This window comes from Pseudomonas sp. KH_046_2 (genome assembly GCF_057838985.1).
Map to the genome: position 1 here is coordinate 5,869,478 of NZ_CM174480.1, position 21,692 is coordinate 5,891,169.

Below are 21,692 nucleotides of genomic sequence, written 5' to 3' on the forward strand. Positions count from 1 at the left end.
GAACCAGACGGCTCAAGAACCGCGAAGGATACGTCAGCCTTCAGACGCCTGCCAGCAACGTCTATCAGACTGTAGAAAGTAGCTCATTCGACACAATGGGTTGTCCCCGTGGCACGCATTGCATAGGCTTGCGCCATTGTTTGTCCGCGCTTGTCTCGGACCGCCTCCAGGAGAGTGAAAATGGGCCTGAATAATCAGTGGATGCAACGCGATCTCGCCGTGTTGTGGCATCCCTGCACCCAGATGAAAGATCACGAAAAACTGCCGCTGATCCCGATCAAGCGCGGGGAAGGCGTGTGGCTGGAAGACTTCGAAGGCAAGCGCTACCTCGATGCGGTCAGCTCCTGGTGGGTCAACGTGTTCGGCCACGCCAACCCGCGGATCAACCAGCGCATCAAGGACCAGGTCGACCAGCTCGAACATGTGATCCTTGCCGGCTTCAGTCATCAACCGGTGATCGAGTTGTCCGAGCGCCTGGTGAAGATGACGCCGGAAGGCCTGACCCGGTGCTTCTACGCCGATAACGGCTCGTCCTGCATCGAAGTCGCGCTGAAAATGAGCTTTCACTACTGGCTCAATCGCGGTCAGCCGAACAAGAAGCGCTTCGTCACCTTGACCAACAGCTACCACGGCGAAACCATGGCGGCGATGGCGGTGGGCGACGTGCCGCTGTTCACCGAAACCTACAAAGCGCTGTTGATGGACACCATCAAGGTGCCGAGCCCGGACTGCTACCTGCGCCCCGCAGGAATGAGCTGGGAAGAGCACTCGCGCAACATGTTCGCCGCCATGGAGCAGACCCTGGCCGAAAACCACGACACGGTCGCGGCAGTGATCGTCGAGCCGCTGATCCAGGGCGCCGGTGGCATGCGCATGTACCACCCGGTGTACCTCAAGCTGCTGCGAGAAGCCTGCGACCGCTACGGCGTGCACCTGATCCACGACGAAATCGCCGTCGGCTTCGGCCGCACCGGGACGATGTTCGCCTGCGAACAGGCTGGCATCCGCCCTGATTTCCTGTGCCTGTCCAAAGCCCTGACCGGCGGTTATCTGCCGCTGGCGGCGTGCATGACCACAGACGAAGTCTACAGCGCCTTCTACGACGACTACCCGACCCTGCGCGCCTTCCTGCACTCCCACAGCTACACCGGCAACCCGCTGGCGTGCGCGGCGGCCCTGGCGACCCTGGATATTTTCGAAGAAGACAACGTCATCGAGAACAACAAGGCCCTGGCCCAGCGCATGGCTTCTTCCACCGCGCATCTGGTCGATCACCCGAATGTGTCCGAAGTGCGCCAGACCGGCATGGTGCTGGCCATTGAGATGGTCAAGGACAAGGCCAGCAAGGAAGCTTACCCATGGCAGGAACGTCGCGGCCTGAAGGTGTTCCAGCACGCCCTGGAGCGCGGCGCTTTACTGCGTCCACTGGGTAGCGTGGTGTATTTCCTGCCGCCGTATGTGATCACTCCGGAGCAGATCGACTTCCTTGCCGAAGTGGCCAGCGAAGGGATCGACATTGCAACCCGTGACAGCGTCAGCGTGGCGGTGCCGAAGGACTTCCATCCTGGGTTCCGTGATCCGGGTTGATTGATTTCACCTAAGCTTCAGCGCTGACCGGACTACCGTCATCGTCGGATCGCCGCCCGGAGCAAGCCCGCTCCCACAGGATTGCGCTGTACCTGTGGGAGCGGGCTTGCCCGCGATGGGGCCGCCAGATATCTACACCTTTTACCGAGACCCAGCATGAGACTGTCCCGCTTCTTTATCGACGCCCCCTTGAGCATCGGCGAGCACGAGTTGCCCGAAGCCCAGGCCCATTACATCAGCCGCGTGCTGCGCATGGCCGAGGGCGATGCATTGCAGTTGTTCGACGGTTCGGGCCAGGAGTTTCGCGCCAGGCTGGTCGACGTCGGCAAAAAGCGCGTAGTGGTGCAGATTGATGAAAGTTTCGCCGGGCAGGTCGAATCGCCGCTGCAAATCCACCTCGGCCAGGGCCTGTCCCGGGGCGAGCGCATGGACTGGGCGATCCAGAAAGCCACGGAACTGGGCGTTACTGAAATCACCCCGATCTTCACCGAACGCTGCGAAGTCCGGCTCAAGGACGAGCGCGCCGACAAACGCCTGCTGCACTGGCGCCAGGTAGCGATCAGCGCATGCGAACAGTGCGGGCGCTCGCAAGTGCCGGTGATTCATCCGCCGCTGTTGCTGTCTGACTGGTTGAAGCAGACCGAAGCCGAATTGAAGCTGGTGCTGCATCCGGTGGCTGAGCCGATGGTGAGCCATGCCAAACCTTCAAGCCTGGCATTCCTGATCGGTCCGGAGGGTGGTTTGTCCGATGCCGAAGTCGATCAGGCCAAGGCGGGCGGCTTCCACGCCGCCCGCCTCGGTCCACGGGTGCTGCGCACCGAAACCGCGCCGGTTGTTGCACTGGCGGTGGCCCAGCAACTCTGGGGTGATTTCTAGGCTACTGCACCGGATCACTCACCGGTTTGGCAATGATCGCCTTGAGTTCGCTGGTCATCGGGAACTCAAGGTTTAACCCCTTCGGCGGGATCGGCTGCTCGAACCAGCGTTTGTAGATGCCATTGATCTCGCCCGAGCTGTACAGATCCGCCAACGCGCCGTTGACCAGCGCCAGGAACTGCGGATCGTCCTTGCGCACCATGCAGCTGTAGATCTCCCGCGATTGCTCCTCTCCGACCACCACCCACTTGTGCGGGTCATTGGCCTTGGCGCGCTCACCGTAGAGCAGCGCGTCGTCCATGTAGAACGCCGCCGCCCGGCCCGATTGCAGCATCTGGAAGGCTTCGCCGTGGTCCTTGGCGCTGATCACGAACATGTCGATCTTGTGATCGACGTTGTAGCTTTTCAGGAAGCGCTCGTTGGTAGTGCCGGCGGTAGTCACCACGTTCTTGCCGCGCAGGTCAGCGAAGCTCTTGATCCCGCTGTCCTTCGCGGTCAGCAACTGGCCTTTGACGTAGATGAAGCCATAGGAGAACGCCACCTGCTTCTGCCGCTCGGCGGTCACACCGGTAGAGCCGCACTCCAGGTCCACGGTGCCGTTCTGCACAAGTGGAATGCGGGTCTGCGAAGTCACCAGGTTGTACTTCACCTTCAAGTCCGGCAACGCCAGTTGCTGCTGGATGCGCTCGACGATCTTGCCCGCCAGATCCACCGAGTAACCCATCGGCTTGCCACTGTGATCGCCCACGTAGGAGAACGGCACCGAAGCATCGCGATAGCCCAAGGTGATGCTGTTGGCGCTGGCGATCTTGCTCAGGGTGCCGGTCAGCGGCGCTTCATTGGCCTGAACCTGACTGCCGAGCAACAGGCCAAGCGTACATGCGAGCAACGTGATTTTTTGCATTGTTATTCTCCGTTGTGGGTGTTGGTTTATCAGACGCGTGCAGCGATGACGGTGATTTCCACCAGCACCTGCGGACGGGCCAGTTCAGCCTGCACGGTGGTGCGGCTCGGTGCCTGTCCCGGCGATAGCCAGGCCGACCAGACCTCGTTCATCGCGGCGAAATCCTCGGTGATGTTCTTCAGGTAAATGGTCGCGCTGAGCAGATGATCCTTGTCGCTGCCCGCCTCGGCCAGCAAGGTATCGATTTTCGCCAGCACTTCGCGGGTCTGGCCGCTGGCATCCCGGGCATCGCCCGGCACCTGCCCGGAAAGAAACACCAGGTCGCCAAATTTCACGGCGCCAGACAGGCGTGGGTTGCTGTGCAGTCGGGTAATGGTCATTGCAGTGTCCTCTTCTGAAGTCGGTGTTCAGGCGGCCCGGTGGTTGAAACCGCTCAGGTCAATGGAAGGCCGGCGCTCGCCGATCAGCTCGCTGAGCAAGCGCCCGCTGCCGCATGCCAGGGTGAACCCCAGCGCGCCGTGACCGAGGTTGAGCCACAGGTTGCGATACGCCGTCGCGCCCAGCAACGGCACGCCGCTGGGGGTGGCCGGGCGCATGCCGGCCCACTCGACGGCTTCGTCATAGGCGCCGGCATTTGCAAAGGTGTCACGGGCCTGACGCTTGATCAGCGCCAGGCGCTTGGGGTCCAAAGCGGGGTCGAAGCCGACGATGTCGACCATCGCCGCCACTCGCAATTGCTCGCCGATGCGGGCGTAGACAATCTTACGGTCATAGTCGGTGATGCTCACGTCCGGCGCCCGGTGACCGGCGCCGATCGGCACGGTCAGGCTGTAGCCCTTGAGCGGATAAAGCGGCAGTTGCAGCCCGGGCAGCGCCAACAGCGGACTGCGGTGACCGGCGGCGATCACCAGTTGTTCGACTGGCAGCACGTGTTCGCCCAGTTCGATGGCGTTGACGCTGCCGTTGTTGTGGCGAATGCCGGTCACCGCTTGCCCGAGACGAAACTCGCAACGGCCGGACGCTTGCAGCCGGGCGGCCAGTTGCTGGCAAAAGCCGTGGCAGTCGCCGACCTCTTCGTCCGGGGTGTAGATCGCCCCGACAAAGGACGCATCGATCAGCGCCGGTTCCAGTTGCGCGCATTCGGCCGGCGACAACACCTGCTGTTGCTCCGGGTCGGCCAGGCCTTGGCGCGCATGTTCGAAGCTGCTGTTCTGGCGGAAAGTCACCAGTTTGCCATTGCGCCGCCAATGGAACCCCGCCAGTCCATCGTCCTCGCGCCAGGATCTCAATGTGTCCTGGCTGAACAGCGCCAGGCGCAACAAGTGCGCGGCGTTCTCGCGGTTGACTGAGCGACGGCATGCGCCGAGGAACGACGCCATCCAGCGCCACTGGGCCGGATCGAAGCGCGGGCGCAGCTTCAGCGGTGAATCGCCGCGCAGCATCCAGCCGATGGCTTGCCAAGGCACACCGGCGTCGGCCAGGGGCGCGACATAGCGATAGGACAACTGGCCGCCGTTGGCGAAGCTGGTTTCGCTGCCCAGCGAGTCCCGCGCCTCGACCACCGTCACCTCGAAGCCGTCGCGCACCAGCGCAAAGGCCGTTGCCAGGCCAATCACGCCGCCACCGATGATGCACACACGCTGAGCCATGTCCGTCCTTAAAGCCGTTGTGAAGACGAGATCAAGGTTAGAGCCAGGTGACAGACGTTGAACAATGCATAAAGATGGCAAACCCATAAACAAAGGTTATGGACTTGCCATGCGCCTTCGCCATATCGAGATTTTCCAGGCCATCCGCCAGACCGGTTCGATCAGCGCTGCCGCGCAATTGCTGCACGTCTCGCAGCCGGCGGTGAGCAAGGTGTTACAGCACGCCGAGCAACAATTGGGTTTTCCGCTGTTCCTGCGGGTACGCGGCAAGTTGCAGGCGACGCCGGAAGCACTGGAACTGGAGCGCGAAGTGGACAAGGTCAGCGAAAGCCTGCAAGGCGTGCGACGCCTGGCGCAGAGCCTGCGCCGCGAGCCTGGCCACAGCCTGCGCATCGGTGCCACCCCGGCGCTGGCCCTGTCATTGCTGCCACCGGCCATTCACGAATGGACCGGGCGTTACCCGGACATCGCTTGCGAACTCTCCAGCGCCCACAGTCGCGAACTGGTGCAGAACCTGTTGATGCGCGAAGTGGATGTCGCCCTGACCCTGCAACGCCCGGATCACCCGGGGCTCAAGGCCCAGGCGCTGGCGTCCGGCGTGCTGGTGGCGCTGGCGCCGAGTGGTTACTGGCCTCAGGAAGAGGTGGGTAAACCGTTGCCATTGATGGCGCTGGCGGATGCGCCGCTGATCGGTTTATCCAGCGCCGATCCACTGGCCGCGCGGCTCGACAGTTACCTGGAAGCGGTCGAACCGCCGCCCCGGGTACGCATCGCCGTGCAAACCTACTCACTGGCACGGGCGATGGTGGAATCCGGCGCGGGCCTGGCGGTGATCGATCCGTTCACCGCCCTTGGCGCCTCTCCCGCCACCACAACGATCCGCCCTCTGGCACCACCGTTACCCATCACCCTGTACGCAGTGACCCGCGCCGCCGAACCACCGCCCCACACCTTGAACGACCTGTTGCAGGTATTCAGCCGTCGAGCCCGGGAGCAGCTGGATCGCCTTGTCCCGGTACAGCCTTAAAGGACATAAAAGAAAATCGCCACAAAGTGCAGCAAACTCCCGGCGATCACGAACAGATGCCAGATCCCGTGGGCATGGCGCAGGCGATGATCGAGAGCAAAAAAGATAATCCCCACGGTGTACAGCACCCCGCCCGATGCCAGCCACGCAAACCCGGCGCCGCCCAGCGCCGCGAGCAGCGGCTTGACCGCCACCAGCACAATCCAGCCCATCACCGCATAAATCACGATCGACAGAATCCGTGCTTCCGAACGCGGCTTGATCTCCTGCAGGATGCCGATCAGCGCCAGACCCCAGACAATCCCGAACAATGTCCAGCCCCACGGTCCGCGCAGGGTCACCAGGCAGAACGGCGTGTAGCTGCCGGCGATCAACAGATAGATCGAAAAGTGATCGACCTTCTGCATGATCGCTTTCTTGCGCCCGCGCACGCTGTGGTACACGGTCGATGCGCTGTAAAGCACCAGCAAGGTAAAGGCGTAGATCGCCATGCTGACGATTTTCCACGGACTGCCGTCGAGACTGGCCAGCACAATCAGCCACACCCCGCCGATAAACGCCGCCACTGCCCCGAGCAGATGCGTCCAGGCGTTCAGTCTTTCCCCGTGATACATGCGTTGCTCACCTCGAATTTCATTGCCGCAGAGCGCAAGGCTCAGGCTTGAAGCGTAAAAGCGCAATGTTTCTGTACGACGGGCCCGGCGTAATTGGGCACAATCAAGTCATTCCAAAAAGAGTCCGCCCCATGCTGATCGATGAAGAGTTGACCCTGAAAAAGCTCGAGGTGTTCCTGGCCTTCATGCGCACCGGCAACCTGGCGCGGGCCGCTGCCGAGTTGCAGACCAGTAACGTCAGCGTGCATCGGGCGATCCATTCCCTGGAAAGCGCCCTGCGCTGCCCCTTGTTCAAGCACGAAGGCCGCAGCCTGACGCCGCTGGAAAGCGCTTATGTGCTGGAAGAGCGGGCGCAGAAGCTGATTCAGGATGTCCTCGAAAGCGTACGCCTGACCCGCGAAGCTGCCGGGTTCTCGGCCGAACGTTTCAAACTCGGCTCGCTGTATTCACTGACGGTGAAGACCGTGCCGCAGCTGATCATGGGTTTGAAGATCCGCCGCAGCGAGCTCAACATCGACCTGATTCTGGGCTCCAACATCGACCTGCTCTACAAGCTCAAGAACATGGAAGTCGATGCGGCCCTGGTGTCGCTGGACGAGAGTGTCAACGATCCGGATTGCGAGCAGATCCCGCTGTTTTCCGACGACATCTTCCTCGCCACACCCGCCGACTCTAAGTTTGCCCAGCGAACCGAAGTCGACCTGGCCGAGGTCCGCGACGAAACCTTCATCACCCTGACCCAGGGCTTCGCCACCCATCAGGACGGCAAGCGGGTATTCGAGCAGGCAGGGTTCGAGCCGAAGGTGGCGATGCAGGTCAACGACATCTTCACCCTGCTGAGCATGGTCAGTTCGGGTGTGGGTTATGCGTTGCTGCCGGGGCGGATTGCGGCGGTGTACGAGAACCGGGTGAAGCTGATCCCGTTGCAGGAAAAGTACCGGTTGCAGCAGCACATTGGCGTGGTGTTCCTGAAAGCCAAGGAGCGTGATCCGAATCTGCTGGCGTTGCTGGCGGAGTGTCGGATGTATGCCAATCGGCAGGCTTGAAACCGCGTCGCCTGCATCGCGGGCAAGCCACTCTCCCACAGGAACTGCGCTGTCCCTGTGGGAGCGAGCTTGCTCGCGATGACGTCGGTATAGTTAACGAAGATCCCGCGACTTACCCAACAATCCCGCGAACAATGAAGTACAACAGCGAAGGCCCGAGCAAGCAGCCAAGCCCGGTGTGGAAGGTCGCGGTCAACGCACCATAAGGCACCAGGCGCCGATCCGTCGCCGCCAAACCGGCGGTCACGCCACCGACCGTCCCGGCCAGCCCGCCGAACACCATCGCCGAGCGCGGGTTATCCAGACCCATCCAGCGCGCCGCCATCGGCGTACCCACCATTTCCAGAATCGCCTTGATCAGCCCGGTGGCAATCGACAGCGCCACCACATCGGAACTGGCGCCAATGGCCGCACCGGTCACCGGCCCGACGATGTAGGTCACCGCGCCAGCACCAATGGTGGTCATGCTAACCGCATCACGGTAACCGAAGACCCAGGCCATACACGCGCCGACAATAAACGGCAGCACTGTGCCCAACAGCAGCGCGATCACGCCGATCAAGCCGGCCTTTTTCGCTTCCGTGGCCTGCACTTCAAATGCCGTGGCGACGATGGCGAAGTCTCGCAGCATGGCGCCGCCCATCAGCCCGATGCCGGAAAAAAGCGTCAGGTCCGCCAGGCCTTTTTGCCCGCCGGTCATCGTGCCGCCGACCCAGGCCAGTACCAGGCCGATGACGATGGCAATCGCAGAGCCGTGGATACGCCCGAAGGTCAGGCGCTTGGAGATCACCACTGACACCCACATGATCACGCCGACAAAGGCAAATGCAGTGACCAGACCGTTGTGTTCCAGACCGTTCTTGATGAGATTCCACATATCAGCGAGCTCCTGCCGGTGCGCCAACCGGCGTTACATCCACCGGTTCATCGGGCAAGGGTTCGCCTCTGTGGGTCCGGCTGATCAGGGCAATGGTGCAGCCGCAGATCACCACCGAACCGATCGCCGCCAACACCGCCACCGGACCACCGTGCAGCGCCGTGACCACGTTTTGTTGCGCGGCCATCGCCACCACCACCGGGATGTACATCGCGCCCCAGAAGCCGACGCCCAGCTCGCAATCCTTGGTCATGCCGCCACGCCTGTGCATCCACAACCGTGCGCAAATCAGCAGGATCATCGCGATCCCGACACCGCCGACGTTTGACTTCACTCCCAGCAACACACCGAGCATGTCACCCATGATCACCCCTGCCAGCGTACAGATCGCCAACAGCGCCACACCGTAAATAATCATTGTTGTAGTCCTCAAAGTGCATCGTCGAATGTTGTTTTTGTTGTTCGAAGCCAGAGTCGGTTTTAGGAGTGGCGACTGCCCTCCTCTCGCATCAGCGCCTGCAAGGTATCGAGCCGGGCACCGTCGAAGGCAATCACGGTGCCCTGCTCGAACACCCGGCGCGCCAGCCCCGTCAGCACCGAGCCTGGTGGCAGTTCGATCTGTAGACGTACGCCGCGCTCGTAAGCGCTTTGTACCGTGCCGCGCCAATCGACGATGCGGCACATGTTGAAGGCCAGGTCGTCACGCAAGGCTTCAGGCTTGATCAGCGGACGCGCGCGACTGCCGCTCAGGTAACCGATCTTCGGGGTGTGCAGCGGCACCTTGGCGAAGGCTTCGGCCAACCGTTGCGCGGGTGCCTCAAGCAATGGGCAGTGGGACGGCACGCTCACTGCCAGACGCTTGGCCAAGCCGGCCCCGCAACCTTTCGCCAACTCCGCCACCACTTTCATTGCAGTGTCGCTACCGGCAATCACCACCTGGTTATCAGCGTTGATATTGGCCAGATAAACCGGCATTTCTGCGCTGTGCACCCGGGCCAGCAATCCTTCCACCGTGGTCAGGTCCAGACCGATGATCGCGGTCATGCCGTAGCCCTGTGGGTAAGCCTGCTGCATCAACTCACCGCGCAGGCTGACCAGATGCAATGCATCGCTGAACCCCAGGGCACCGGCCACCACCGCTGCCGGGTAAGCGCCGATCGACAAGCCGGCCACGTAGTCCGGGGCCATCGCCAGCTGGCGTGAAGCGGCGACACCGGCGATCAGCAGGCAAAGCTGAACCGCCCTCGTCGACTGCAACGCCTCGGCAGAATCCAGCTGCATCACATCCTCACCGAGCAGGTCGCTCGCCTCGATCATCGTTTCCCGAGGCAAACGCGCCAGCATTCCGGGTTGTTGCGCGCCCTGGCCGGGGAACACCAGCAAGCTGCTCATGCTGCTTGCTCCTGTGGATTCCACGGGTCGGTAACCAGAGTGGCTTGAATGGCATTTTTCAGCAGGACCCGTGACGAAGCACCGGCCCATTCGCGCAAGGCAACGGCGCCCGATGGTGTCTGCAATTGCAGGTCCACGCGGCACACGACGGCATCAAGAACGGCCACCAACGCCTGGGCGTCGACACGACTCAACGGACTCGGCATACGCAGGATCAGATCGAGATCGCTGCCCTCGTGCAATGCGGCAAATCCACTGGCTAACTCGAACCCGGTACTGCCACTGACACCCCAGGTCCAACCGCTGTTATCGAGGTGTTGGCGCAGTTGCGCCAAGGCCCGTAGCGCCGGGAAATCGCGCTGGCCTTGAACATGGCACAGCTCTTCCGGCCGCACCCGCCGCGTAATGGCGGCGACTTCCATCACCGCCGCATATCGCTGTTCGCGCAACGGCCCGCGCACGCCCACCGCCACCTGCCCCGCCGCGCTCAAGGCGCGACGGACCACCACCGGCTGGCCGGCACTGATCAACTCGATCACCCAGGCAGGCGCATCCACAGGCAACTGCTGCGGGGTCATGCCCCACAGCAGGTCGTGAGCCAATAGCGTGCTCACCACTGCGCTCTCAGCAATTGGCGAACCTTGCTCGACGCCGCCCGATTGGCCGCACCCAGGCGACCGCTCAGATCGCGGCCAGCGGCGGCCACATCGCTAATCGCCTGATGCAGGCACTCGGTCACCCGCGCCAGATCCGCCACCGTCGGCTGCTCGATCTGTTCCACCGACAAGGTTTCCCACAACAGCCCGAGGCTGGCGTAGCTGTCGATGTCATAAGCCATCGGCGGCACGCTGGCAGCCAGGGCTTCGAGCTCTTCGACGCTGCGCAAGGTCACCCGCGCCGCCGACGCCTTGCCCATGGCGTGCACCATCACCCCCGGATCGCGCAGGGCGATCAAGCGGTTGGCCTGATAGCCGTGGGCCAGGAACGCCCCGGACATCGCCTTGCCCACCAGCAAGCCGATCACCGCATGACCGGCCAGACGGGCACGGGCATAACTGTCCGCCGCAGCGGCCAGCGCCTGATGAATGCCGAGGGCTTCTTCGCGTCGACCGTAAGCCTGGCTCGGCACGTCGACGATGGCGATCAGGGCGCGTTTGCGTGCCTTGTCCTGATCGGCGGCGATGACTTCATCCACGGCCTTGGCCAGGCCCCAGCCTTCGAGCAAACCCACCTCGCCGTTGCGTGCACGGACGAAGCGGTTTTCCGGGTCGGCCACCACCGCGATGAAACGCACAGGCTGATCGCCCAGCGAACCGTCGGCGACCTTCAGCGAAGCCGGCAAACCCTCGACCGCTTTCGCCCCGGCGCTCAAGGCGTTGAACCAGTTCAAGCCTCGCAGGGAATACGAACTCATGGGCGTTCTCCTTGGTACAGATCGCGAACCACAGACGGTTCGATTTGCGGTTCGGTGTCCAGACGCGCCAACCGTTGCAGGTACAGCTCGGCCTGTTGGCTACGTGGTTGCGCCGGCAAACCTTGCTGGAGTAACTCGCCCACCTGCTGGCGGATCTGCGCCACGTCGTCGGCAACATAGCGATCCACCAGGTCACTGGCGAAACGTTGCTCACCACCGGTCAGGCTCCAGATGAAGGGCCGGTCGCGGGAGTCGTATTCCTCGAGTCCGGCTTCCTGTTCGATTACCTGCGGACCGTTCAGGCCGAGTCGCGCCTCCCGGGTCACCAACAGATAGCTGCACAACCCGGCGGCAATCGACATGCCGCCAAAACAACCGACGCTACCCGCCACGACACCGACCACGGGCTGGTACTGCTGCAAGTCGACAATGGCTGCGTGAATGTCAGCAATCGCCGCCAGGCCGAGGTTGGCTTCCTGCAAGCGCACACCGCCGGTTTCCAGCAGCAGCACGGCGCGGGTCGGGATACCGTTGCGGTTGTCCTCGGCGGCCAGTTCCAGTGCGCCGGCAATTTTTGCTCCACCGACTTCACCGAGGCTGCCGCCCTGGAACGCACCTTCGATGGCCGCGATCACCACCGGCAAACCATCGAGATTGCCCTTGGCGATCACCACGCCGTCATCGGCTTGCGGCACCACGCCTTGGCGCGACAGCCACGGCGACATGATCCGTTGAAAGGGGTCGAGCAGTTCGCGGAAGGTGCCGGCGTCGAGCAACGCCTTGGCCCGTTGCCGCGCACCGAGTTCGACGAAACTGTGCTTGTTGAGCAGGGATGCGCTGTCAGTCATGGCCGATCTCCTCGAAGCCTTGCTCCAGACGCAGGCGCACCACGCCGGGTGTCGCGCCGAAATCGTGGATGTCGATGTCCATCGCCGGTGGCGTCTGACCGTCGAACATCCGTGCGAACAGATGCTGCCAGCGTTGTTCGCTGCCATTGACCGAGGTCTGCACATTGATCGTCAGCTTGCCGGCCTGACCCGGTTCGATCAGCACTTCCAGATCACCCGAGCCGACACAGCCCACCAGGGCGCGACCGCGTGGCGGCTGCCCGGCGGGGAATTCAAAGGATAAGGTTTCCATCAATACACTCCCTGGATAAGGCCGTCGCCAGACGCGATACGGTCGATGAACAGGCAGGCTGCGAGCAGGTCGGCAGCGCCACCGGGCGAGGCATTCAGCGCGATGAGTTGTTGGTCCAGCTCATGCAAGCGGCGACGTCCGCCGAGGCTGGCACTGCCACCCGCATCGAGCACCGCCCGGGCGCCCAGTTGCATGGTGTTCAGGCCTTCTTCACCGGCGCGGTAAAGCACGCAGGTGTCGGCCAGATTGGTCATGATCGCCAGCAGCGCGTCGAGCCGGGCGTTCTGTTCGCCATGGCCGGCGGCGCGGCTGCGCAGCAGTTGTGGCAGGGCACGTTGGGTCACCGCCGGAAAACCCAGTTGCGCTTCTTCACGGGCACCGCGAGCGCCGTAGCGCTGGGCGACTTGCGCACCGTGACTGAGCGGGCGTGGTGCAAAACGGTCGTCGAGCAAAGCCAGCCGCGCAGCCCGTAACGCCACGCTATTGGCACTGCAGGATTGAGGCTCCAGCGCCGCGGCAGTGATCAACAAGCCCAAGGCCCAGATCGCCCCGCGATGGGTGTTCACCCCGCCAGTGGTGTCGAGCATGGCTTGCTCACCTTCGCGACCGATGCGGCCCACAGCTTCGCGCAGGGGCAAGCCGATTTCGCCGAACTCGATGGCGGCTTCCGCCATTTCTTTAAAGGCCGGCCACAAGGACAGCGCCGATGCGTGCATCAGCCCCAAGTGCAAATCGGTGTGGGCGCCATTGCCGCGACGGTCGACCAGTGCCGGTTTCGGCGACAGATCAGCCTCATCGATCAGTGCGTCCACCGCCAGGTCCGCCAGCCGTTCGGCCAGACTCAGGCTTTTTGGTTGCAGGTTAAGTGCGTGCATTACCAGCTCCTGAACTTGGCGGGCGGGTTGTAGAGGCCACCGGACCACTCCACCAGATCGGCCACGCTTTTCGCCGCGAGCAACTCGCGAGTGGCGTCGGTGCGGCGGATGCCGAGGTCTTCGGGCAAGGCGATCAGGCCTTCACGGCGCATGCGTGCAGTGTCTTTGGGGTTGTGGCGCAGGCCGATGGCGGTCACCCCGGCGACGGCGGCGATCATCGCCTGGCGTTCTTCCAGTGACCGGGCCTTGTACAGGTAGGCGATGCCTTCTTCGGTCAACAGGTGGGTCACGTCGTCGCCGTAGACCATGATCGGCGCCAATGGCATGCCGCTTTTCTTCGCCACTTCGACCGCATCGAGGGTTTCAACGAAAGTCGGTTTGCCGCCCTCCTGGAAGGTTTCGACCATCTGCACCACGAGCTTTTTGCCACGCTCGAGCATCGGCTCGGCCACGTCGGTGTTGCGCATGTCGAGCCAGGCCGGTGTGCCATGGCGACGACCGCGCGGGTCGTGGCCCATGTTCGGTGCCCCGCCGAAACCAGCCAGGCGCCCGCGCGTCACGGTGGAAGAATGCCCGTCACCATCAACCTGCAAAGTCGCGCCGATAAACAGGTCTACCGCGTATTGCCCGGCCAGTTGGCTGAACATCCGGTTCGAACGCAGGGAGCCGTCGCGCCCGGTAAAGAACACATCCGGCCGCGCCGCAATGTAATTCTCCATCCCCAGCTCGGTGCCGAAGCAATGCACGCTTTCGACCCAGCCGCTTTCAATCGCCGGAATCAGGGTCGGGTGCGGGTTGAGCGTCCAGTTGCGGCAGATTTTGCCTTTGAGGCCGAGGGATTCGCCGTAAGTCGGCAGGATCAGCTCGATTGCCGCGGTATTGAAACCGATGCCATGGTTGAGCGACTGCACGTTGTGTTTTTCGTAGATCCCGCGAATCGCCATCATCGCCATCAGCACGTGCACGGGCTTGATGTGCCGAGGGTCGCGGGTGAACAGTGGTTCGATATAGAACGGCTTGTCGGCCACCACCACGAAGTCGACCCAGGACGCTGGAATGTCTACCCGCGGCAGGTCGCTGACGTCGTCCACCAACTGGTTGACCTGGACGATGACGATGCCGTCGCTGAAGGCCGCCGGTTCGATCAGTGCCGGAGTGTCTTCGGTGCTCGGCCCGGTGTAGATGTTGCCGGCGCGGTCGGCCATGAACCCGGCCGAAAGCACGACGTTGGGGATCAGGTCCACCACCAGCCGTGCGTAGAGTTCGATGTAGGTGTGGATCGCACCGATTTCCAGCAGGCCGTCTTCGAGCAACTGGCTGATGCGCAAGCTCTGGGTGCCGGCAAACGAGAAGTCGAGCTTGCGTGCGATGCCGCGCTCGAACAGATCCAGGTGCTCGGCGCGGCCGACGCTGGGCATGATCATGTGCAGGTCATGCAGCTTCGCGGGGTCGGCCTTGGCCAGGGAGCGCGAAAGGAAATCCGCCTGCTTCTGGTTGTTGCCTTCGAGCACCACACGGTCGCCGGGCAGGATCAGCGCTTCGAGCGCCGCGACGATGTTGTCGGTGGGCAACACCACACCGTCGGCAAGACCTCGCACCAGCTCGAGGCGCCGCTGCTTTTCGCTGCGCCGCCGCGTCCATCGCGAGTCGGGGGATATTGTTGTTGTCATGACCACTCCACGGGTTCGCTGTCGTGGGGGTCACCTTAGGAGTGTTGGGTGGGGGTATCAATCAAGCAGAGTGATGGATCGTTACGCTCAGGTTAATGATCGAGATCTGCGTCGTTCATGCGGGCCTCTTCGCGGGCAAGCCCGCTCCCACAGGGTTAGTGGTTGCCGTTGAATTTGGGCAACACACGGACACTGTGGGAGCGGGCTTGCCCGCGAAGAGACCGGTGCAGGCAACCCAAGACCGCGATCAGATGGCCAATCCGGCATCCACCAACAAGTCCTCCAGCGCCAACAGATCCGGCACCTTGGCCACCTGCTCGCCCACCTGCACCGCTGCCTGCTCCAGCGAACACAACGGCACATCCACATAACTCAACTGGCTGTCGAGCTTGCAGGAGCGCGGAATCCCCTGCACCAACAGCGCGATGAACTTCAGCTCGGGGCGCCCGCCCAGGGCGTTGAGAATGACGATCCGCGCGCGTTCGCCGATGACGATTTTCTGCGCGCATGCCGACTCGAAACTCAGCAGCGGAATCTGTCGGTCGCGCCACGCCACCAGGCCCAGGTACCACGGCGGTGTGTCGAGGTCGAAGGTCCCCGGCTGCTGGTAATCGATCAGCTCGGCAACGGCGACGTTCGGCAGGAGCAGGTTGCGGTCGGCCAACGGCAGCAGCAGGCCGGTGAGGTTGCTGGTGCGGTGTTCAAGCATGGGTCTTGCTCCACAAGGCGATGCTTTCGAGCAGCACCGATTCCTGGTACGGCTTGCCCAGGTAGTCGTTGACGCCGATGGCCATGGCGCGGTCGCGGTGTTTCTGCCCGGTACGGGAGGTGATCATGATGATCGGCAGGTGTTGCAGGCGTTCGTCGTTGCGCACCTGGGTCGCGACTTCGAAGCCATCCATGCGCGGCATCTCGATGTCCAGCAGCATCAGGTCGGGCATGTGCTCCTCCAGCAGCAGCATGGCATCGACTCCGTCCTTGGCGGTCAGCACGTTCATGCCATGGCGTTCGAGCAAGCGGCTGGTGACCTTGCGCACGGTGACCGAGTCGTCGACCACCATCACCAGCAGCGGCCGATGCGGTTCGGCCTCGATCTCTTGCCCGGCCGGACGCTGGGGTACACGGGCCTGCATGGCGCGGATCGGCGCCAGCAAATCCAGAATCAGCACCACCCGGCCGTCTCCGAGAATCGTCGCCCCGGACACCCCTTGCACCGCCGCAAACTGCGGCCCCAGGCTCTTGACCACGATTTCGCGAGTGCCGGCCATGGCGTCCACCAGCACCGCGATGTGCCGCTCGTTGCACTGCACCAGCAACACCGGCAATGGCAGGCTCTGGCCCAACAGCTTCGGGCGCGGGCTGGTTTTCAGCAGCTCACCCAGGTAGCACAGCTCGTAACGCTGTCCGGCGTATTCGTAGGTCGGCGAATCGAAACGGAAATACCCTTCGAGTTCATTGGGCAGGACGCGCACGATGCCGTCGATGGTATTGAGCGGGATCGCGTATTGGTCCTCACCGCACTGCACCATCAACGCCCGGTTGACCGATACGGTAAACGGCAGGCGAATGCGGAAATGCACGCCCTGCCCGGGCACCGAGTCGATGCTCATGGTGCCGCCCAGTTGCCGCACCTCTTCGTGCACCACGTCCATGCCGACGCCGCGCCCGGAGATCTGGGTGATTTTTTCGGCAGTGGAAAACCCCGGCTGCAGGATGAACTGCAACACGTCGTGATCACTGATGACGCTGTCCGGGGCGAGCAGCCCGCGCTTGATCGCCTTGCGCCGCACCGCGTCCAGCGGCACACCGGCGCCGTCGTCGCGGATGTCGAAAATGATGTCGCCGCCTTCGCGCAGCAGATCGAGGGTGATCTTGCCCTTGGCCGGTTTCCCTGCCGCCAGCCGCACGTCGACAGACTCCAGGCCATGGTCGACGGCGTTGCGCAGCATGTGTTCCAGCGGCGCGGCCATGCGTTCAAGAACGTTGCGGTCCATCTCGCCTTCGGCGTTATCGACGATGAAATCCACGTCCTTGCCCAGTTCGCTGGACACCTGCCGGACGATGCGCTGCAAACGCGGGAGCATGCGTTCGAACGGCACCATGCGCGTGCGCATCAGGCCTTCCTGCAATTCGGTGTTGATGCGGCCCTGCTGTTGCAACAGGTTTTCCGTGTCCTGATTTCGTCGCTCGAGGGTTTCCTTGAGGTCGAGCAAGTCTGAGGCCGATTCGAACAGCGCCCGGGACAGTTGCTGCAACTGTGAGTGGCGATCCATTTCCAGCGGGTCGAATTCCTCGTAGCCCAGGCGTTCGGCGTCGACTTGCTGGCGGCTGAGGATCCGTCCCTGGGTTTCGGTGTCGAGGCGGCGCAACTGGTCGCGCATCCGCTCGATGGTGGTCTCCATCTCATTCAGGGCGATGTGCGCATCGTTGACCTGCTGTTCGATCCGGCCACGGAAGATCGAGGTTTCACCGGCCAGGTTGACCAGATCGTCGAGCAGCTCCGCCGAGACCTTGACCATGTCCGCGCCGGCTTCGGACGGCGGCGCCAGCGGCTCGACCTTGGGCGTGGCCGGTGTCGCAACGGGTGCGGGCGCTTCAGGCACGGCCGGGTGGCTGAAGTTCTTGATCGCATCGATCAAACGGTCGGCCGGTGGCATCGGCTCACCGGCGCGGGCCGCATCGAGCATCTGCGCCAGGCGGTCATGGCTGCGCTGCAACAGCGCGAACAACGGCTCCGTCGGTTGCAGCACACCGGTGGACAGGCCTTCGTAGAGGAACTCCAGTTCATGGGCCAGATCGCCAATCGCGGCGATTTCCACCATGCGCGCGCCGCCCTTGAGGGTGTGCAGGTCGCGCAGCAGGGTTTCCACTTCCTGACGATTCGAAGGCTGGGCCTGCCAGCGCGCCAGCGCCGCCCCGGAGCTTTCGATGATGTCGAAACCTTCCTCGAGGAAGATCTCCAGCAATTCCGGATCGTGCGCAACCGAATCGTTGTCGGTCGCCTGTCGGGGTGCCTCGGCGATACCCGCATGCCCTTGACGGTAGGCACGAATGGCTTCGATCAGCTCCCGGGAATCGTCCAGTGGCTGGTTGAGCTGCAACTGTTCGAGGTACAACGCCAGTCGCTCATGGCTCTGTTTGAGCAGCACCGCCAGTGAATCGCTGAAGGCATAACGACGGTCCACCAAGCCCTGGTAAAGGCTTTCCAGTTCATGGGCCAGATCGCCGACCGGCCCGATCTCGGCCATGCGCGCGCCACCTTCGAGAGTGTATAAATCCCGTTGCAGGGACGACAGCGGCGCGGCGTTGTCAGAGTCGCGCAACCAGCGCTGCAAGGCCTGACCGGCGCTTTCTAGGATATCCACCGCTTCCTCAAGGAAGATCGCAACGATTTCATCGTCCAGCCCTGGCGCCGTCGCACGCTGCTCAAGCTCCGCGGTGGCCGTCCCCAGTTCACGGATGCTCAGGCTCCGGCTGCCATCGCTGCGGATCAGGCCCATGGCCGACGGGTCGAGGCTCTCGTCGAGCAGTTCGCGCAAGGCCCTGATCCGTTGCGGCTGCGGGCTGACTTCCTGACCGGCGGCCAGTTCATCGAGCATGTTGATCAGCGCTTCATGGGCACCCTGTGCTTCATGGAAAAACCGCTCGCTGACCGCCAGGCTGCTTTCTTCCACGGCGCCGTACAGGTCGAGCAACGCTTCGCACAATTCATCCACCGGGTGCAGGTCGGCCAGATGGGCGCCTTCGCCGAGGGTGGTCAATTCGTCCAGCAGGGCGCTGAGTTCCTGGCGTTCGCCGGGGTGTTGCTGCCAACGCTGCAACAGGCTTTCGGCGTCCAGCAGGATGTCCATGCCCTGGGCGAGGAAGTTGTTGATCAGCTGCGGATCGCGCTTGATCCGCAGCCCGGTGTTCGGTGTGCTCAGGAGGTTTTCCAGTCGCTCGGCCAGCAACGCCTTGGCTCGCTCGGTCAAACCCTGGGCGCCGGGAATTTCCGCTAGCGGATCGCGTTTGAGCTGGCGTAAGCCGAGGCGGAACAGTCCTTCTGCCTCCAGCAGCAGTTCAACTTCGTCCAGATCCAGCGCGATCAGGTGCGCCTTGTATTCCCGGGCCAGTTGATCCAGCGGCGCGGCCAACTCGGCAATCGGCAACACACCGGCCATATAAGCGCTGCCCTTGAGGGTATGCAGGGCGCGCTGCAATTCGTCGCTGGCCTGCAACGGTACATGTTCGGCGGCCTGATCGAGGAAGCGATTGAGGCTGCCCAAATGGGTTTCGGCCTCTTTGCGGAAGATCTCCAGCAACAACGGGTCGAGGGCGGCGACATCTTGCGTATCCTCATCGGACACCGGCTCATCGCCCTTGGCCAGGGCATGGGCACGGGCTGCCAACTGATCGACATCGTTGCGCTGACGCTGGGCATTGGCGGCGTATTCGGCCACCAGCTCCGGCAGCAGATGCAGCACATCGCCGATCAGTTGCTGCACCGTAGCGCCCGGCTCCACGCTGTTTTCCAGGACGCGGTTGAGCAGGTTTTCCACGGCCCAGGCCAGCTCCCCCAGCACCAGGGCACGCACCATGCGGCCACTGCCCTTGAGGGTATGAAAGGCGCGGCGCAGTTCACCCAGGGCCGAGCGGTTGTCAGGGTTGACCGACCAGCGCGGCAAGTACTCGCGCAGGATTTCCAGGACTTCGTCGGTTTCCTCGAGGAACACTTCGCGCAGTTCTTCGTCCACCGGCTCTTCGCCCGAGGGCGGCGGCAGCAGGCTGCCCGGGGTGTTCAACGCGGGCGGGTTCAGGCTCGAAACCGGGCTGGCGAGCACATCGGCCAGGGTCTGGACGACCTGTGGATCATCCAGCTCCTGCATCATCTGCATGACCTGCGCTTCGCTCGGGTTGAGTACATCATCAAGCACGGGCACATGCTGCTCACTGGGGAAAAACCCGAGGCTCGCCAGGCTTTTTTCCGCGACATCGAGCAGGTTTTCGCCCTGCGCCTGCGGGTCATCGCTGAGGCGTTCAAGGTAGTACTCGATGCTGGTGATCACGTCGGCCAGGCTGTCCAGTTCCTGCCAGCCCGGTTGACCCGGCTCGAGCAACAGGTGCTCGCGGATAAAGTGATTGCAGGTTTCCACCAGGCCCGCAGCCCGACTCAAGGGAATCATCGCCAGAGCGCCGCGCACCTGGGTCAGCAAGGCCGGCAGCGCCTGCAAATGCTGGCGGTCCCAATCGGCGTCGATGTAGTCGACGATCATGTCCTTGGCCTGCAGCAAACAGATGCGGGCCTCCTTGATCACGATCTGATGGATCTGCGTCAGGTCGGTGGTCGGCAGGCGGTTGTCGTCCTGGCTCTCCGGCTCCACGGTTCCGACCATGCCGGCCAGCGTCGCTTCGACGTACAGCAAGGCCCCGGCAACGTCCATGAGGATCGCATCGTTGGGTTCGCGCTGGCCCTGAGCGAGGCTGAGCACCACCGCCAATTGATCGATGATCACCTTGCGCGGCTGGCCGAAACCCAGCACCGCCAGGGTGTCGGCGATTTGCCGCAGCGGCGCCAGCAGGCTGTCGAGGTCGGAGGTGTGTTGGCGGTCACTGCGCACGAACAGGTCCAGGCGCTCCTTGACCCGCACCAGCTCTTCGCACAGAGCCGCCAGCACCGAGCGCATGGCGTCCCGGTCGGGACCGGCCAGCCGCGCGCGTTCTTCATCGACCATCGCGCTGTCGGGCAGCGCGTCGTCCAGTGAGTAGCGTTCTTTCATGGTCAGCATCTGCCCGGTGGGATGTTCGGCCTTGGCAATGTAGAACAGCAAACTCTTGAGCAGCTCCGGCGGGGCCGGTTGATTGATGCCGGGCATGCTTTGTTCGAGCAGGCGTTTGAGTTCCTTGTCGGCCTCCTTGAACAGGCTGCGCAAGGCCGGGCTGTTGGCGATCGCACCGCCTTGCATGCCTTCGACCAGCGCCGATGCCACCTGCCATAACGGGCTCAGGGGGGCGTTGGCGCACAGTGCTTCGAGGCGGGTAAAGACCTTGGCCAGGTAATCGAGGTTGGTGTCGTTGTCCTGTTCACGCAAAAATCCGACCAGCGCCATTTGCAACATCTGCCGCAGCTTGCGCAGCACACCGGGCAATTCGGCCGGTTCCAGTTGCACCAGCGTTTGTGCGTCCAACACTGGCAACTCGGGCAATTGCGGGCTGAACAGGCTGGTTTCCGACAGCAGGCTTTCGCCCCGGGCGCTGCGCAGGTCGTTGATCAGTGGCAACACCACCAATGGCAAGTCGCGACGCGCGCCTTGCACCCGGTCGAGGTAGATCGGCAGCTGCCCGAGGGCCTGCATCAACAGGTGCAACGCCTCGTCGCGATGGCTGACGCGGTTGCCCTGCAAGGCCATGGCCAGTTGTTCCATTTCTTCGGCGAGCAACGCCGCGCCGTAGAACTCGACCATCTGCAAACTGCCGTGGACCTGATGGATGCATGCCAGGCAATCATCCAGCGCTTGGGTCGCCTGCGGGTCATCGAGCAGGTTTTCAATCGCGTGATGAGCCTGTTTCAGCGTTTCGGCAATCTCGCCCTTGACCCATTCGAGGGCCACATAGTCGTGCCGATCACCCATAACCACTCCAATC

19 protein-coding genes are annotated in these 21,692 nt (G+C 63.0%); 4 read left to right on the top strand and 15 right to left on the bottom strand.

Annotated features, from left to right (window positions below; translation table 11 throughout):
• Positions 1–180: 180 nt before the first annotated feature.
• Positions 181–1,587: an adenosylmethionine--8-amino-7-oxononanoate transaminase gene (locus AC3IX1_RS26750; protein ID WP_489386397.1), complete on the top strand. Its 1,407-nt coding sequence runs from the start codon at positions 181–183 to the stop codon at positions 1,585–1,587.
• 156 nt (positions 1,588–1,743) lie between these two features.
• The gene (locus AC3IX1_RS26755; RefSeq protein ID WP_489386398.1) at positions 1,744–2,463 is read left to right on the top strand and encodes a 16S rRNA (uracil(1498)-N(3))-methyltransferase; all 720 of its coding nucleotides are present in this window, start codon (positions 1,744–1,746) and stop codon (positions 2,461–2,463) included.
• A 1-nt stretch (position 2,464) separates the two neighbouring features.
• Here AC3IX1_RS26755 and AC3IX1_RS26760 read toward each other — a convergent pair whose 3' ends face one another.
• The 3 genes from AC3IX1_RS26760 to AC3IX1_RS26770 are packed head-to-tail and all read right to left on the bottom strand — an operon-like array spanning position 2,465 to position 5,016.
• The gene (locus AC3IX1_RS26760; protein ID WP_008050279.1) at positions 2,465–3,367 is read right to left on the bottom strand and encodes a transporter substrate-binding domain-containing protein; all 903 of its coding nucleotides are present in this window, start codon (positions 3,365–3,367) and stop codon (positions 2,465–2,467) included.
• Between the two features lie 29 nt (positions 3,368–3,396).
• Entirely contained in the window at positions 3,397–3,747 is a 351-nt protein-coding gene (locus AC3IX1_RS26765; protein ID WP_489386399.1) for a RidA family protein, read from the bottom strand.
• Positions 3,748–3,774: 27 nt separating this feature from the next.
• On the bottom strand, positions 3,775–5,016 hold the full coding sequence (locus tag AC3IX1_RS26770; protein WP_489386400.1) for a D-amino acid dehydrogenase: 1,242 nt from the start codon (positions 5,014–5,016) through the stop codon (positions 3,775–3,777).
• A gap of 109 nt (positions 5,017–5,125) precedes the next feature.
• Here AC3IX1_RS26770 and AC3IX1_RS26775 point away from each other — a divergent pair, with 109 nt between their 5' ends.
• Entirely contained in the window at positions 5,126–6,043 is a 918-nt protein-coding gene (locus AC3IX1_RS26775) for a LysR family transcriptional regulator (RefSeq protein WP_223543298.1), read from the top strand.
• Here the strand turns inward: AC3IX1_RS26775 and trhA are convergent.
• Entirely contained in the window at positions 6,040–6,657 is a 618-nt protein-coding gene (gene trhA / locus AC3IX1_RS26780; RefSeq protein WP_489386401.1) for a PAQR family membrane homeostasis protein TrhA, read from the bottom strand. The genes AC3IX1_RS26775 and trhA overlap by 4 nt on opposite strands.
• 131 nt (positions 6,658–6,788) lie before the next feature.
• On the opposite strand from trhA, the gene AC3IX1_RS26785 reads away from it, so the two are divergent.
• Entirely contained in the window at positions 6,789–7,703 is a 915-nt protein-coding gene (locus AC3IX1_RS26785; protein ID WP_489386402.1) for a LysR family transcriptional regulator, read from the top strand.
• A gap of 112 nt (positions 7,704–7,815) precedes the next feature.
• On the opposite strand, the gene madM is transcribed toward AC3IX1_RS26785, so the two are convergent.
• The 11 genes from madM to AC3IX1_RS26840 form a co-directional block, all read right to left on the bottom strand.
• Positions 7,816–8,580, bottom strand: coding sequence for a malonate transporter subunit MadM (madM, locus tag AC3IX1_RS26790; protein WP_489386403.1), 765 nt, complete (start codon positions 8,578–8,580; stop codon positions 7,816–7,818).
• Position 8,581: 1 nt separating this feature from the next.
• Positions 8,582–8,998: a malonate transporter subunit MadL gene (madL, locus tag AC3IX1_RS26795; RefSeq protein ID WP_489386404.1), complete on the bottom strand. Its 417-nt coding sequence runs from the start codon at positions 8,996–8,998 to the stop codon at positions 8,582–8,584.
• 62 nt (positions 8,999–9,060) lie between these two features.
• Complete coding sequence (gene mdcH, locus AC3IX1_RS26800; protein ID WP_489386405.1) at positions 9,061–9,972, bottom strand: malonate decarboxylase subunit epsilon; 912 nt, start codon at positions 9,970–9,972, stop codon at positions 9,061–9,063.
• Positions 9,969–10,589, bottom strand: coding sequence for a malonate decarboxylase holo-ACP synthase (locus AC3IX1_RS26805; RefSeq protein WP_489386406.1), 621 nt, complete (start codon positions 10,587–10,589; stop codon positions 9,969–9,971). The genes mdcH and AC3IX1_RS26805 overlap by 4 nt, the downstream gene beginning before the upstream one ends.
• Complete coding sequence (gene mdcE / locus AC3IX1_RS26810) at positions 10,583–11,386, bottom strand: biotin-independent malonate decarboxylase subunit gamma (protein ID WP_489386407.1); 804 nt, start codon at positions 11,384–11,386, stop codon at positions 10,583–10,585. The genes AC3IX1_RS26805 and mdcE overlap by 7 nt, the downstream gene beginning before the upstream one ends.
• The gene (locus tag AC3IX1_RS26815; protein ID WP_489386408.1) at positions 11,383–12,234 is read right to left on the bottom strand and encodes a biotin-independent malonate decarboxylase subunit beta; all 852 of its coding nucleotides are present in this window, start codon (positions 12,232–12,234) and stop codon (positions 11,383–11,385) included. Before AC3IX1_RS26815 ends, mdcE begins: the two co-directional genes overlap by 4 nt.
• Complete coding sequence (locus tag AC3IX1_RS26820; protein ID WP_489386409.1) at positions 12,227–12,526, bottom strand: malonate decarboxylase subunit delta; 300 nt, start codon at positions 12,524–12,526, stop codon at positions 12,227–12,229. The genes AC3IX1_RS26815 and AC3IX1_RS26820 overlap by 8 nt, the downstream gene beginning before the upstream one ends.
• Positions 12,526–13,401, bottom strand: a complete 876-nt coding sequence (locus AC3IX1_RS26825) for a triphosphoribosyl-dephospho-CoA synthase (protein ID WP_489386410.1) — start codon at positions 13,399–13,401, stop codon at positions 12,526–12,528. The genes AC3IX1_RS26820 and AC3IX1_RS26825 overlap by 1 nt, the downstream gene beginning before the upstream one ends.
• Complete coding sequence (gene mdcA, locus AC3IX1_RS26830; RefSeq protein WP_102699950.1) at positions 13,401–15,071, bottom strand: malonate decarboxylase subunit alpha; 1,671 nt, start codon at positions 15,069–15,071, stop codon at positions 13,401–13,403. Before mdcA ends, AC3IX1_RS26825 begins: the two co-directional genes overlap by 1 nt.
• A gap of 247 nt (positions 15,072–15,318) precedes the next feature.
• A complete protein-coding gene (locus tag AC3IX1_RS26835; protein WP_489386411.1) occupies positions 15,319–15,780 on the bottom strand; it encodes a chemotaxis protein CheW in 462 nt (153 codons plus the stop codon).
• Positions 15,773–21,679, bottom strand: coding sequence for an Hpt domain-containing protein (locus AC3IX1_RS26840; protein WP_489386412.1), 5,907 nt, complete (start codon positions 21,677–21,679; stop codon positions 15,773–15,775). The genes AC3IX1_RS26835 and AC3IX1_RS26840 overlap by 8 nt, the downstream gene beginning before the upstream one ends.
• Between the last annotated feature and the right edge of the window lie 13 nt (positions 21,680–21,692).